At 56.3% G+C, this 13,383-nt stretch carries 12 protein-coding genes; 8 read left to right on the top strand and 4 right to left on the bottom strand.

The genetic code is table 11. The features are described 5' to 3' along the window. The first annotated feature begins 12 nt into the window (after nucleotides 1-12). Nucleotides 13-180, top strand: a complete 168-nt coding sequence (locus CKW19_RS06815) for a DUF2474 domain-containing protein (RefSeq protein WP_095057199.1) — start codon at nucleotides 13-15, stop codon at nucleotides 178-180. 74 nt (nucleotides 181-254) lie between these two features. Here CKW19_RS06815 and CKW19_RS06810 read toward each other — a convergent pair whose 3' ends face one another. Together CKW19_RS06810 and CKW19_RS06805 are read right to left on the bottom strand one after the other, a co-directional pair. Continuing rightward, entirely contained in the window at nucleotides 255-1,379 is a 1,125-nt protein-coding gene (locus CKW19_RS06810; protein ID WP_095057198.1) for a methyltransferase, read from the bottom strand. Between the two features lie 175 nt (nucleotides 1,380-1,554). Continuing rightward, on the bottom strand, nucleotides 1,555-2,268 hold the full coding sequence (locus CKW19_RS06805) for a LuxR C-terminal-related transcriptional regulator (RefSeq protein ID WP_095057197.1): 714 nt from the start codon (nucleotides 2,266-2,268) through the stop codon (nucleotides 1,555-1,557). Between the two features lie 303 nt (nucleotides 2,269-2,571). Between CKW19_RS06805 and CKW19_RS06800 the strand changes: the two genes are divergently transcribed. Beyond that, nucleotides 2,572-3,348 carry a ferredoxin--NADP reductase gene (locus tag CKW19_RS06800; protein WP_095057196.1) on the top strand — a complete coding sequence of 259 codons (777 nt, stop codon included), beginning with the start codon at nucleotides 2,572-2,574 and terminating at the stop codon, nucleotides 3,346-3,348. A 46-nt stretch (nucleotides 3,349-3,394) separates the two neighbouring features. Here the strand turns inward: CKW19_RS06800 and mscL are convergent, their stop codons facing one another. Further along, entirely contained in the window at nucleotides 3,395-3,808 is a 414-nt protein-coding gene (gene mscL, locus CKW19_RS06795) for a large-conductance mechanosensitive channel protein MscL (RefSeq protein WP_095057195.1), read from the bottom strand. A gap of 636 nt (nucleotides 3,809-4,444) precedes the next feature. On the opposite strand from mscL, the gene radA reads away from it, so the two are divergent. Next, a complete protein-coding gene (gene radA, locus CKW19_RS06790; RefSeq protein ID WP_095057194.1) occupies nucleotides 4,445-5,812 on the top strand; it encodes a DNA repair protein RadA in 1,368 nt (455 codons plus the stop codon). 20 nt (nucleotides 5,813-5,832) lie between these two features. On the opposite strand, the gene CKW19_RS06785 is transcribed toward radA, so the two are convergent. Continuing rightward, entirely contained in the window at nucleotides 5,833-6,201 is a 369-nt protein-coding gene (locus CKW19_RS06785) for a PilZ domain-containing protein (RefSeq protein ID WP_095057193.1), read from the bottom strand. 157 nt (nucleotides 6,202-6,358) lie between these two features. Between CKW19_RS06785 and CKW19_RS06780 the strand changes: the two genes are divergently transcribed. The 5 genes from CKW19_RS06780 (at nucleotide 6,359) to lanM (ending at nucleotide 13,364) form a co-directional block, all read left to right on the top strand. Then, nucleotides 6,359-8,425: a carbon starvation CstA family protein gene (locus CKW19_RS06780; RefSeq protein WP_095057192.1), complete on the top strand. Its 2,067-nt coding sequence runs from the start codon at nucleotides 6,359-6,361 to the stop codon at nucleotides 8,423-8,425. A 15-nt stretch (nucleotides 8,426-8,440) separates the two neighbouring features. Continuing rightward, nucleotides 8,441-8,638, top strand: coding sequence for a YbdD/YjiX family protein (locus CKW19_RS06775; protein ID WP_003182142.1), 198 nt, complete (start codon nucleotides 8,441-8,443; stop codon nucleotides 8,636-8,638). 122 nt (nucleotides 8,639-8,760) lie between these two features. Further along, nucleotides 8,761-9,732, top strand: a complete 972-nt coding sequence (gene yjiA, locus CKW19_RS06770; protein ID WP_095057191.1) for a GTPase — start codon at nucleotides 8,761-8,763, stop codon at nucleotides 9,730-9,732. Nucleotides 9,733-10,075: 343 nt separating this feature from the next. After that, a complete protein-coding gene (locus CKW19_RS28830) occupies nucleotides 10,076-10,228 on the top strand; it encodes a hypothetical protein (RefSeq protein ID WP_177408783.1) in 153 nt (50 codons plus the stop codon). Between the two features lie 55 nt (nucleotides 10,229-10,283). Beyond that, nucleotides 10,284-13,364, top strand: coding sequence for a type 2 lanthipeptide synthetase LanM (gene lanM / locus CKW19_RS06765; RefSeq protein ID WP_095057190.1), 3,081 nt, complete (start codon nucleotides 10,284-10,286; stop codon nucleotides 13,362-13,364). Nucleotides 13,365-13,383 lie beyond the last annotated feature (19 nt).

Here is a 13,383-nt window from a genome sequence, read left to right as displayed (position 1 = left end):
GAGGTCTAAACAATGAGCGGCAAACACACCTTGCACGACATTGAAGAAGCCGAAAAAAAGCCGCTGTGGCAGCGGCTTGGCTGGTTGGCCATGATCTGGGCGGGCAGCGTCGGTGCATTGTTCATCGTCGCCAGCCTGATGCGCATGTTCATGAACGCCGCTGGCCTGACCACCCACTGAACCACCAGACATCCCATCCCGTCGCCATCAGGCGCGGATTTACAACCCTCCGGCTGGAGGGTTTTTTTTGCCTGTTACTTGCGTGCCTTGAGGATCACGAATTTCGGATTGGCCGCCACTTGCTCGACACCACGGAACAACCGCGCCAGTTTGCTGTGATAGCCAAGGTGACGATTACCGACGATGTACAGCGCGCCCCCCACGACCAGCGCTTCCCGGGCCTGCTGAAACATCCTCCAGGCGAGAAAGTCGCCCACGACCTGTTGCTGATGAAAGGGTGGGTTGCACAGCACCACGTCCAGCGATTGCGGTTCCTGCCCGGCCAGACCGTCATCGGCGCGCACGATCACTTCCCGGTCACTCAGCGCCGCGCGCCAGTTTTCGCCGGCCGATTGCACGGCCATGTACGATTCATCCACCAGCGTGTAGTGGGCTTGCGGATTTTGCAGGGCGCTGGCGATAGCCAATACCCCGTTGCCGCAGCCGAGATCGGCGACCCGCGCCGTACCCAGGTTTTTTGGCAGGTGCGGCAAGAAGGCTCGCGTGCCAATGTCCAGGCCTTCGCGACAGAACACATTGGCGTGGTTGAGCAGTTCAATCGCAGGCGTTTCGAGTCGATAACGAGTCGGGTAGGGTGAAGTGGCGGGCGCTTTGGTTTCGGCTGTTGCGATCAATAAACGCGCCTTTTTCACCGCCAACGAGGCTTGCACCGGACCGATGTAACGCTCCAGCAAGTCGCCCGCCGCCCTTGGTAAATGCTTGATCATGGCACCGGCAATCACTTGAGCGCCGGGCGCCAATTGGCTTTGCAGGCGGATCAGTTGCTCTTCCAGCAGTGCCAGGGTTTTCGGTACCCGGACCAGCACGCGATCGAACGGCCCGACCAACGCTTCGCTGGCCGGCACGCTCGCCACGGCATCAAACGCCAAGCCGTTGCGTACAAGGTTTTTTTCCAGCCCCTGTGCGGCCAGGTACGAATCACCACTGCTGATCACCTGGACTTTTCCTGCCAGACTGGCGGCCAAAGCGCCGAAGCTGTCGTTGAGCACCAACACCCGGGTGTCCGCTGTCGGTTGCTGTTCGGCCAGATAGTTGAGCAGGTATTCGTCAGCGGCATCGAAGGCTTGCAGCGGTTCGTTTTGCTGTTCCGGCTGACGGATCAGGTCAAGGTTGGCGAAAGGTGTTTCGAGCAAAGGCATGGGGCGGGGCTCTGGGTTGTCAACGGATGTTCCGCAGCCCGAGGGCGTTGAAGCGGGCGGAGCCGTCCGAGTGTATTGCGTCGCGAAAGGATCACGCGTCATCACTCAGGAGGGTCGCAAATGGTACTTTTTTTTCGGTGGGATTACTCGCAGGTTTTCCCGCTGGTGAGCGTTTTCAGATGGCTCCGGACCTGGTCGCGGCGATGACTGCCGCCATTTTGTTGTTAACGCCTAGCTTCTGGATGGCTTTGTGTACATGAAAATTGACTGTGCGTTCACTCAAACTGAGAATCTTGGAGATCTCAAAGGCGGTCTTGCCATCGGCTGACAGCCTCAATACTTCTATTTCCCGCACCGATAATGGTGATGTCTCGAGGCAGGGCGGTTTTTTCGGGTGTGTCCGGGCTGCCAAGGCGTGCAGGTGGCGGCTGATGAAAACCGTGAACCCCATGTTTTCATACAGCTCAAAGGCTGAAATCGGGCAGTGGCTTCTTGCCAGGCTCAGGATGCTGAGCAATCCTGTTTCTTCATCGTGGATCGCTTGCGACCAGCCGTGGTGCAAACCTTGATGTTGCAGCGTTTGCCAAAGCCGTGGCACCCGGGAAAAAAGCTCTTCGCTCCAGAGAATCGGCAGCTCGGATTGATTGCAATGGGCTACTATCGGGTTTTTGTGGATAACGCTGTTTGGTTCAGGCGGATGACTCCTCATCCGAGGGAAATTGTTCAGGTTCACAATATTTAAATCTGCCGCACTGCTGTTAGACGTTACTGAAAATCCACAAAATTCGTATCCGAGATTCCTGATAAAATTAAGCGACAATCGGTAGGCAGTATTGATCTCTTGTGTATGTGAAAGCGTTTTAAGCTGTGATTCCTTCCAGATCTCCATTCTTGCTCTCCATTTGCGCGAGTCCTCTGGGTGCTTTCTTGGATCCGAAATCCGGCACGCCACGAGTGTAGGATAATTCCTAGCGCAACGCTGTGACTTTTTTGCTCTTGTAAATAAGAAAAAGTACACCTCTGGTTCTTAATCAGAAGAGTACTATTGAAATGCCATCTGACATTTAATGTTGTTATCGAACGTGATAATTCAATATCAATAACTTACAGGCATTAAAGACATTACAAACTATGGGTGGTTACGCTCCGGACTTTGCGGGACACTGCCCGTATCTGTTGAATGGAGCGCCCCATGACCGCCAGCGAAGAGAAATTCACGCATCAGACCTTGCTCGACGTACAGCCGTTGACGGAGAACCTGTTCACGTTGCGCACCACCCGTGATACAGGCTTCCGTTTTCGCGCAGGGCAGTTTGCACGGCTGGGGGTTATCAGAGCGGATGGCAGTACGGTATGGCGCGCCTATTCCATGGTGTCATCGCCCTTTGATGAGTTCCTGGAGTTCTTTTCCATCGTCGTCCCGGGAGGCGAGTTCACCAGCGAGCTCAGTCGCCTGGGTATCGGCGATACACTGCTGGTTGACCGCCAGGCCTTTGGTTACCTGACGCTTGACCGTTTTGTCGACGGGCGTGACCTGTGGCTGTTATCCACCGGCACGGGCATTGCCCCGTTTCTTTCGATACTTCAGGACTTCGAGGTCTGGGAGAAATTTGAGCGCATCATTCTGGTCTACAGCGTGCGTGAAACCCGGGAATTGGCCTATCAGGCGCTGATTGCCGGGCTGGCACAACGAGAGTATCTGGCGGAGTACGCACATAAACTGCAATTCATCGCGACGGTCACGCGCGAACTGCATCCCGGAACCCTGAACGGACGAATCACGACGCTCATCGAAAATGGCGAGCTGGAGCGGGCGGCTGGCGTAGCGCTGAGCCCTGAGCACTCGCGGGTGATGCTGTGCGGTAACCCGCAAATGATCGATGACACACGCAAACTGCTCAAGCAGCGCGACATGCACCTGAGCTTGAGCCGACGACCCGGGCAGGTGGCGGTGGAAAACTTCTGGTAAAAAAAACGGCGCCTCACGGGCGCCGTTTTTTATCCAGCCAATGCATTCAAGGCCTGTTGTTCTGGGCCTTCAGCAGGTCGCGGATCTCGCCCAGCAACTCTTCTTCCTTGGTCGGAACCGGCGGCAGGGAAGGCGCCACGGATTCTTCGCGCTTCAGGCGGTTGATGGCTTTGACACCCATGAAGATCGCGAAGGCGACGATGATGAAGTCGATGATGGTCTGAATGAATTTGCCGTATGAAAGCATCACCGCCGGGGCGGCACCGTCCGCAGCTTTGAGCGTAATCGCCAGGTCACTGAAGTCCACGCCACCGATCAGCATCCCGATTGGCGGCATGATCAGGTCGCCGACAAACGACGTAACGATCTTGCCGAAAGCAGCGCCGATGATGATGCCGACAGCCATGTCGACCACGTTGCCTTTGACCGCGAAGGCCTTGAATTCATTGAGCACGCCCATAGGTTATTTCCTTGTTACAGATGAGATTGATGAGGGCAGTGTAAATCAGCTGATCGCTTCTTGCTCGAAACAACCTCTCACAGCATTAGCGTGCTATCAGCCAGGCCATCGGTGAAAAGGGCGCAGGGAGTGCTCGAAGATGGGGCCCGGGTTGTGGACGGCCCTGAAGTTTCATCATGAATGTGCCGAGCGATATTCAGCGCTATCTGGCAGGTTCGGTCAGTTGTATTTATTAGGCGTTTAGACGGCTAATTATCTAAAGAGTTAGTTTGTGCAAGTGCTGTGAACGGTGCATTGAATTGTTGCGCAGCGTGAAGGTTGTAATGGAAAGGTATTAGGTTTGAATGTCTTGTTTAAAATAATTCAAACAAGAAGCGTTCTCTCTGGCTAATTGTGCAGTGCATATTGAACTGGTTAAAGGTTGTATAGGTTTTGTGTGGGATCCTTGGTGATCATCGTCGGGTTTGTATAGGTTCTGATACAGAAAACTTATACAAGAGTTAATTGCGCAGTGATCGTGTCTCGATAAATGCCAGTTAAACGGATACATCATTGAACTCCAAAACATCAGTCATCATCTTGCCGCGCTGATGGGCTCAACCTGAGCTATCATCGCGTTTTTTTCCGGGAGTTCCGATGGCCAAGGCCAAGCGCATGTACGGCTGCACCGAGTGCGGCTCAACCTTCCCCAAGTGGGCTGGCCAGTGCGGTGAATGCGGCGCCTGGAACACGCTCACCGAAACCATGGTGGAAAGCGGCGGGGCAGCAGCGCCCAGCGGTCGTACCGGTTGGACCGGCCAGCAGGCGCAGATCAAGACACTGGCAGAGGTCAGCGTCGAGGAGATACCGCGTTTCTCTACCGCGTCCAGCGAACTGGATCGGGTACTGGGCGGAGGCCTCGTCGACGGTTCGGTCGTGCTGATCGGTGGTGACCCCGGCATCGGCAAGTCAACCATTCTGTTGCAAACCTTGTGCAACCTCGCCAAAAGCATGCCCGCGTTGTACGTCACTGGCGAAGAGTCCCAGCAACAAGTAGCCATGCGTGCCCGGCGACTCGGTTTGCCCCAGGATCAGCTGCGGGTCATGACTGAGACCTGCATTGAAACCATCATCGCCACGGCCCGGGTGGAAAAACCCAAAGTGATGGTGATCGATTCGATCCAGACCATCTTCACCGAGCAACTGCAATCGGCTCCCGGCGGTGTATCCCAGGTGCGCGAGAGTGCGGCGTTGCTGGTGCGTTATGCCAAGCAGAGCGGCACGGCGATTTTCCTGGTGGGCCACGTGACCAAGGAAGGCGCTTTGGCCGGTCCGCGAGTGCTGGAACACATGGTCGACACCGTGTTGTATTTCGAAGGTGAGTCCGATGGCCGTTTGCGCCTGTTGCGGGCGGTGAAGAACCGTTTCGGCGCGGTCAACGAACTGGGCGTTTTCGGCATGACCGACAAAGGCCTGAAAGAAGTCTCCAACCCGTCTGCGATTTTTCTGACCCGTGCTCAGGAAGAAGTCCCGGGCAGTGTGGTCATGGCGACTTGGGAAGGCACCCGGCCGATGCTGGTGGAAGTCCAGGCGCTGGTGGATGACAGCCACCTGGCTAATCCGCGTCGGGTCACGCTCGGGCTGGATCAGAACCGCTTGGCGATGTTGCTGGCGGTGTTGCACCGTCATGGTGGCATCCCCACCCACGATCAGGATGTGTTTCTCAACGTGGTCGGTGGGGTGAAAGTGCTGGAAACCGCGTCAGACCTGGCGTTGATGGCGGCCGTGATGTCCAGCCTACGCAACCGTCCGCTGCCACACGATTTGCTGGTATTCGGTGAAGTCGGGTTGTCCGGTGAAGTCCGTCCGGTGCCGAGCGGTCAGGAGCGCTTGAAAGAAGCCGCCAAGCACGGCTTCAAACGGGCCATCGTGCCCAAGGGCAATGCGCCGAAGGAGTCGCCGGCAGGGTTGCAGATCATTGCAGTGACGCGACTGGAACAGGCCCTCGACGCGCTCTTCGAATAAAATACAGTCCCTCTACGTGATCAGATTTCGATCAGTTCGCCCAACTCGCGTTCAAGCGCCTGCTCGTCGGCCAGGTTGAGCTCGATCAGTCGACGCAGGCGCTCAATGGACTCCAGGCTTATGTGCCGGCAGACGAAGCCGATCTGGCCGTGTTCTTCGTGGGTCAGGTGCACATCCATGAAAATGTTGATGTCTTCGCTCAAATGAATGTCGACTGAAAAGTCCTGCTCATCATTGCCCAGCCAAGGTTCAGGTCGCTTGATCAGCAAGCCCTTGAGCGACACATCAATCAACTTCACCGGCCAGATGTGCTCTCCCTGGCTCAGTTCGGTTCGGGCATCGAACGCGATACGTTTGAAGCGACGGCGATCGGCAGCGTGCTCGCTCATGGCGCAATCCTCTTGATGTTCGCTGACTATAGACCCGCATTGTCGGTACCTGCCAGCCAGGGCAGGGCTCTAGACCAACGTTGGGTATGGCCTTTGTCGTCAGGAGCGCTAAACTCGTTGTGGCTGTCTTCTTGTCCACTCTGGCTGGAATAAAAAAATGAAAAATAATAATAGCCTGCTACGCCATTTACCCTGGTTGTTGCTGGCAATCATAGGTGCGTGCGCGCTGGGCGTTGTGGCATTACGCAGGGGCGAGGCGATCAACGCCTTGTGGATTGTGGTCGCTGCCGTGGCCATCTATCTGGTTGCGTATCGCTACTACAGTCTGTTCATCGCCAACAATGTGATGCAACTCGACCCGCGACGGGCCACCCCCGCCGTGCTCAACAACGACGGTCTGGACTACGTTCCAACCAACAAACATATCCTTTTCGGTCACCACTTCGCGGCCATCGCCGGCGCGGGGCCATTAGTGGGCCCGGTGTTGGCGGCGCAGATGGGTTATCTGCCCGGCACGCTGTGGCTGATCGCCGGCGTGGTGCTGGCGGGTGCCGTTCAGGACTTCATGGTCCTGTTCATGTCCACCCGTCGCAACGGCCGTTCCCTGGGGGACATGGTCCGCGAGGAAATGGGCCGCATTCCCGGCACCATTGCGCTGTTTGGCTGCTTCCTGATCATGATCATCATCCTCGCGGTGCTGGCATTGATCGTCGTGAAAGCCCTGGCCGAAAGCCCGTGGGGTATTTTCACGGTGATGGCGACCATCCCGATCGCGATGTTCATGGGCATCTACATGCGCTACATCCGACCGGGTCGCATCGGTGAGATCTCGGTGATTGGCGTGCTGTTGCTGCTCGGGTCGATCTGGCTCGGCGGGCAAATTGCTGCGGATCCGGTGTGGGCCAAGGTCTTTACCTTTACCGGCATCCAGATCACCTGGATGCTGATCGGCTACGGTTTTGTCGCGGCGGTATTGCCGGTGTGGCTGATCCTGGCACCGCGTGACTACCTCTCTACCTTCCTGAAAATCGGCACCATCGTCGCCCTGGCGATTGGCATTCTGGTGACCATGCCCGAGCTGAAAATGCCGGCGCTGACCCAGTTCGTCGACGGCACCGGTCCGGTTTGGAAGGGCGGTCTGTTCCCGTTCCTGTTCATCACCATCGCCTGTGGTGCGGTCTCGGGTTTCCACTCGCTGATCGCTTCCGGCACCACGCCGAAGCTGCTGGATAACGAAACCAACGCCCGTTACATCGGGTACGGCGGCATGCTGATGGAGTCGTTCGTCGCCATCATGGCCATGGTCGCCGCGTCGGTGATCGAGCCAGGCGTGTACTTCGCCATGAACAGCCCTCCGGCCGTGGTCGGTGGTGATGTGGTCGCAGTGGCGCAAGCCGTCAGCAGCTGGGGCTTTGCAATCACCCCGGAAGCGCTGCAAGCGGTGGCCCACGACATTGGTGAAACCACCATTCTGGCCCGTGCCGGCGGCGCACCGACCCTGGCGGTCGGTATTGCGCAAATCCTGCACAGCGTCCTGCCGGGTGAAAACACCATGGCGTTCTGGTACCACTTCGCGATCCTGTTCGAAGCGCTGTTTATCCTGACCGCAGTCGACGCCGGTACCCGTGCCGGGCGTTTCATGCTGCAGGACTTGCTTGGCTCGTTCGTGCCAGCGCTGAAACGCACCGAATCCTGGACCGCCAACCTGATTGCCACCGCCGGTTGTGTGGCGATGTGGGGCTGGTTGCTGTACCAGGGCGTGATCGATCCGCTGGGCGGCATCAACACCTTGTGGCCGCTGTTCGGTATCTCCAACCAGATGCTGGCCGGTATCGCGCTGATGCTCGGCACCGTGGTGCTGATCAAGATGAAGCGCCAGCGGTATGTCTGGGTCACCATGTTGCCGGCCGTGTGGTTGCTGATCTGCACCACCACCGCAGGCTTCATCAAGCTGTTCGACGCCAACCCGGCGATCGGCTTCCTGGCCCTGGCGAAGAAATACAGCGATGCCCTGGCCAACGGCCAGATCCTCGCCCCGGCCAAGAGCGTTGAGCAAATGCAACACGTGATCTTCAACGCCTACACCAACGCAACGCTGACCGCGCTGTTCCTGTTCGTGGTGTTCAGCATCCTGTTCTATGCGCTCAAGGTTGGCATCGCCGCCTGGGGCAAAAAAGAGCGTACGGATAAAGAATCGCCATTCCAGGCACTGCCGGACGCGTAATCGAGGATTTGCACCATGTTCAATGACCTGAGTCGCCTCGGTAAATACCTCGGTCAGGCTGCGCGCCTGATGGTCGGCATGCCCGACTACGACAACTACGTCGAGCATATGCAGACCAAGCACCCGGACAAACCGATGATGGATTACGAAGCGTTCTTCCGCGAACGTCAGGAAGCGCGTTACGGTGGCAAGGGTGGGCCCAAGTGCTGTTGAAACAAGGCACTTAGGCAACAATCATCTCTGTAGGAGCCGGCTTGCTGGCGATGGCGTTCTGGAAATCGCCATCGCCAGCAAGCCGGCTCCTACAGTTTTTTCTGCACCTTGGAGACCTTATTGTGTCAGCGCCTATTCCAGTCACAATCCTCAGCGGCTTCCTCGGCGCTGGCAAAACCACCTTGCTGCGCCATCTGCTCAAAGCCGAGCACGGCCTGAAAATCGCCGTGATCGAGAACGAATTCAGTGACGCCGGTATCGACACCCAACTGTTGGGCGACGAGCCGGTACAAGTGATGACGCTGTCCAACGGCTGCGTCTGCTGCACCATTCACACCGACCTGACCAAAGCCTTGTACCTGCTGCTCGAGCGCCTCGACAGCGGCGACATCGCCTTCGACCGCCTGGTGATCGAATGCACCGGCCTGGCCGACCCGGCCCCGGTGGCACAGACCTTCTTCATCGACGAGGAACTGCGTGAGCGCTACATCCTCGACGGCATCATTACATTGGTCGACGCCGCGCACGCCGACGTTCACCTGACCCAGACCATCGCCCAGGCGCAGATCGGTTTCGCCGACCGCTTGCTGGTGAGCAAACGTGATCTGGTCGACGAGCCAACCTTCACCGCATTGAGCGAGCGCCTGACCCGGATCAACCGCCGTGCACCGATCCGCGTGGTCGACCACGGCAAGATCGATTTGGCTGAGTTGCTCGACGTGCGCGGTTTCAACCTCAATGCCGACCTCGGAGGCGGCGTGAGTTTGCGTCCGGTCAGCCAGGGCCCCTCCATCGATCGTATTTCCAGCCTGGTGCTGCGCACCGAAAAGCCGCTGGATATCGACAAGCTCAGCGAGTTCATGAACGAACTGCTCGAGGAGCATGGCAAGCAATTGCTGCGTTACAAAGGTGTGCTGAGCATCCTGGGCGAACCACGCCGCATGGTGTTCCAGGGTGTGCTCAAACTATACGGTTTCGACTGGGACACCGAGTGGGCAGAGGGCGAGGCACGTGAAAGCGTGATCGTGTTCATCGCCGATGATTTGCCGGAAGAAAAAATTCGTGAAGGGTTTGCGCGAGTTGCCGCGGATTAAGTAAGCACGAACCCAATGTAATTCAAATAATTGATATCAAGCGCCCGCCTTAAGCGGGCGTTTTTTATGGGGGTATTTCTGTTCTCTATCTTTTGTTTGATGTTTTTGCTTTTTTGTAAGGGTTGATGTGGGGGTTAGTGTAGGCAGGGTTGGTTTTATTGATATTCGGGTGGTGTGGTTGTATTAAGTGTTGCATTAGATTGAATGAGGGTTTTAATCTGTTTTTGATTGTGCTGGCTGGGCTATTTACATTCGGTTTTAAATGATGGGCTGTACGGATCTTTAGTGAGTGGTAAGTTTGCTGGTGCCAACTAAGGCAATTATTTTTGTCAGGAGAAATACCATGCAAGAGCAAATTATGGATCTGTCCGGTGAGCTGGATTCCGAGTTCGAAGCCTATGTAAGTGCTGGCCAGGCTGACGTCGGTGGTGAAACCATGTGCACCAATATGTCGTGCGGGACCCTGAGTTGCACCGTTCTCGGCTGCGGCTGCTGACCTAACCTGAATACAGGGCCGGTTTTTCCGGCCCTGTCTATTTCGAGTGCTAGCGATGTTGACGGATACTCTGAGTTTCAAACAGCGAAAAACCGGGAGTGTTGCAAACGCTCCAGATCATGAGGCGATGCGCAAGACAATTGATCTTCTACACAGAGATGATAAAGGCGTTCTGCGTTACTTTGGGGTTGATCGGCAAGCATTACTGAATGGGTCTGCATTTTTATCGTTGATGGAATGTGAAGGTGATGATTGTTTGCAAACGAGGTATGAGCAGAATATTGGAGTTCTTGCATCGTTACCTTTTGAAGCTAAAGTAAGTGATTGCGACGATTTCGGTGTCTTTTGTGCTCGTTGGTATAATTATCTGAAACATGTTTTTGAAAGCGATCTAAAATATACGCGAACTTGTGAATGGATTAATGTCGAGTCATTTCTGCCCAGCCTTCGCACGAGCATAATCTCCAGTATCAACTATCTATCCGAGAAGTCGCTGGTTCACCAATTGAACAGCCGGATCGCCGAAAGCCCTGATCTTGATCTGCAGGCGTTCAATCGAGAATTCGCAGGTGAGGCGCTGGCGCCGTTCCTGTCTGCCTACCCGGTGTTGACCGATCTGCTGTTTCAGCGGATCGACGACACGGTGGCTTACCTTTACAAGGTCATCGATCACTTCAGCACCAATATCGAGCGGCTCGGCGCGGCTTTCCCGCTGAGCGGCAGACGCATCGATTCAATCGTCCTGGGGCTGGGCGACTCCCACGCCAACGGCGAAACGGTCTGCTTCGTTCAGGTCGGCGATCAATCACTGGTGTACAAGCCCCGCAGCAACCGAGAAGCGCTGTTTTACGGTGTACTGCTTGAAAAATTGCACACCAGTAGCGGTCACGTGTGTTTTGACATTTATTCCCCTGTGATGGTCTCGCTGGACGATCACTGCTGGATCGAAAAACTCGAAAACCGCGCGTGCGAAAGCGTTGGGGACCTGGCGCTTTTCTTTCAGCGACTGGGTGCTCAGGTTGCGTTGATCCATGCCTTGAACGGCATCGACTTTCACTACGAAAACATCATTGCCTGTGGCAGCAGCCCGGTCATGATCGATCTGGAGTGCCTGTTCACCGCGGCCATGATTGATGTGAGGACGCCACTGGCCACTAGCCGCGCGCTGTTCAAAACCATCAAGCTCAATGCACAGTCGGTTTTTTCCAGTGGCTTCGTGCCTTACACCCCGGATGCCGACAATGACTACAGCGGCCTGAGCCGGCAGCGACACTTCACGGGCAAGAGGAAGCAGTTGGTTCGCGAACAACGCTTCTATCGTTTGAAACTTGTTGAGTTCGAGAGCCACCCAATCATCCGACACTTGCCGATTCTCGATGGCGAGACGCACTCGGTCGCCGGTCACCAAGACGCATTTTTCCTTGGTTTTGACCGTGCTTACGATGAATTGGTGAAGCGTCGGGAAGCCGTGCTTGAGTTGTACGCACAGCATGCCGCCACCCTGAAAACCCGCGTCCTGATCAAAAACACCCAGCGTTATGCCGACTTCATCGCGATGATGCTTCACCCGCGGTTTACTCAGTGCCGCCTCCAGCAGCAATTGCTGTTGGCGACGCTGTGGTCGGACCTGCCAGAGACACTCAACGATTATCAAATTCCCCGGCATGAAATCAGAGATCTGGAGAAGGCCGACATCCCTTGTTTCACCCTGCCTTTATTGTCCAGCCACTTGATCAATGCCCACGGCGAGGTGGTCGCTCCAATGGCGATCGAGCGTCCGTTCGACAGTTGTCGCCGCAAGCTGGAGAGCCTTTCGACCAGCGATAAAGCCTTCCAGCGGCATGTATTGCAAATGTGCCTGTTTCCCGTGGCCAATGAAGCGTTGCCGATGAACCGGGAGCATCATCTCAAAGCCGTGCCGGACCTGAGCTCCCGGCAGTACCTGGACGGTGCGATGAGCATTGCCGAGATCATCACAAAGATGCGCATTGACGGTGAGGAGGGCGATGCTGGCTGGCGGTTCATGGACACGCATCCACGCACGAACCGGCACTTCCTTTCGCCTATGGGATGCGGCCTGTACAACGGCATGGGTGGTCTGGCGATTTTTTACTTGAGCCTGTACCGCGCCACCGGCACAACCCGGTACCTGGAGGATGCCGAACGCATTCTTTGCGCAATGGCCAAGTCCCACGGGCATTTTTCCAGTGAGCTGACGGTCAGTGCCTATTTCGGCCTGACCTCCTATGTGTATGTGCTGGTCAATTACCAACTCATGACCGGCCGCCAGACCTATCAGGCAAAGGTCGACGAGTTATTGAGCAAACTGGTAGATGTTCCACACATCGCCGATGACTTCGATTTCATTCATGGCTGGTGCGGGGCGGTGACCGTACTGGTGAACCTCTATCAACTTGAACGGCGTGAAACTTTGCGCCCCCTGATCGAGCGGTTCTCGCAATCCATTCAATCGGCGGTAACGCTGGAAAACGGATTGTTGCTGTTCAAGACCACGGGCAAGCCGCTGTGGACCGGTTTTTCCCACGGTATTTCCGGCGCTCTGTATGCGTTGGGCAAGGTCTGGGAGGTGACCCGCGATCCGCTGCTGGCGCAATTGATAGCGCAATGGGTGCGCGCCGAAAATCGCCTCACCGTCGAGGGGTACTGGCTTGATTTGCGTGAAAGCGCCAAGTCCTCGTCCACCATCAAGTGGTGTCATGGCGACGCCGGAATTCTGATTACCCGACGCTGGTTGATCCGGACGATGGGTGACACGCTGGACGTCGAAACCAGAACCCTGCTCGAGCAGGACGTCGAACATTGCGAGCGTCACCTCTGGGAACAGGGGCTAGAGTCGGGTTACAGCCTGTGTCACGGTGATTTCGGCAATCTGATGTGCTTGCTGAATCTGTATCGCGCCACGGATAACGCGCAGGGCATTGCCAGGGTCAAGCGTGCACTTTCTCAAGTCGCGCATAACTTCTTCAATGAAGACTTCCTGGAGGAGCGCAACGTCCCCGACCTGGGCTTGATGCTGGGGATTACCGGCGTCGGTCAGGCCCTGTTGCAGGCGGTGGATAGTACGTTGCCCGATGTGTTGTCCATGGCGTTTGCAGCGCCAATAGCCGTGGCTTGAGGGTTCTGCTGTGCGCCAC

Source organism: Pseudomonas sp. Irchel s3f7 (genome assembly GCF_900187615.1).
GTDB lineage: Bacteria > Pseudomonadota > Gammaproteobacteria > Pseudomonadales > Pseudomonadaceae > Aquipseudomonas.
This window is presented reverse-complemented; position numbering and strand designations above follow the sequence as displayed.

What these genes read in the sequence shown, in the direction of transcription:
- CKW19_RS06810 (WP_095057198.1), bottom strand. Translation starts at nt 1,379, where the DNA reads ATGCCTTTGCTCGAAACACCTTTCGCCAACCTTGACCTGATCCGTCAG.
- CKW19_RS06815 (WP_095057199.1), top strand. Translation starts at nt 13, where the DNA reads ATGAGCGGCAAACACACCTTGCACGACATTGAAGAAGCCGAAAAAAAG.
- lanM (WP_095057190.1), top strand. Translation starts at nt 10,284, where the DNA reads ATGTTGACGGATACTCTGAGTTTCAAACAGCGAAAAACCGGGAGTGTT.
- CKW19_RS06805 (WP_095057197.1), bottom strand. Translation starts at nt 2,268, where the DNA reads ATGGAGATCTGGAAGGAATCACAGCTTAAAACGCTTTCACATACACAA.
- mscL (WP_095057195.1), bottom strand. Translation starts at nt 3,808, where the DNA reads ATGGGCGTGCTCAATGAATTCAAGGCCTTCGCGGTCAAAGGCAACGTG.
- CKW19_RS28830 (WP_177408783.1), top strand. Translation starts at nt 10,076, where the DNA reads ATGCAAGAGCAAATTATGGATCTGTCCGGTGAGCTGGATTCCGAGTTC.
- CKW19_RS06775 (WP_003182142.1), top strand. Translation starts at nt 8,441, where the DNA reads ATGTTCAATGACCTGAGTCGCCTCGGTAAATACCTCGGTCAGGCTGCG.
- CKW19_RS06785 (WP_095057193.1), bottom strand. Translation starts at nt 6,201, where the DNA reads ATGAGCGAGCACGCTGCCGATCGCCGTCGCTTCAAACGTATCGCGTTC.
- CKW19_RS06800 (WP_095057196.1), top strand. Translation starts at nt 2,572, where the DNA reads ATGACCGCCAGCGAAGAGAAATTCACGCATCAGACCTTGCTCGACGTA.
- CKW19_RS06780 (WP_095057192.1), top strand. Translation starts at nt 6,359, where the DNA reads ATGAAAAATAATAATAGCCTGCTACGCCATTTACCCTGGTTGTTGCTG.
- radA (WP_095057194.1), top strand. Translation starts at nt 4,445, where the DNA reads ATGGCCAAGGCCAAGCGCATGTACGGCTGCACCGAGTGCGGCTCAACC.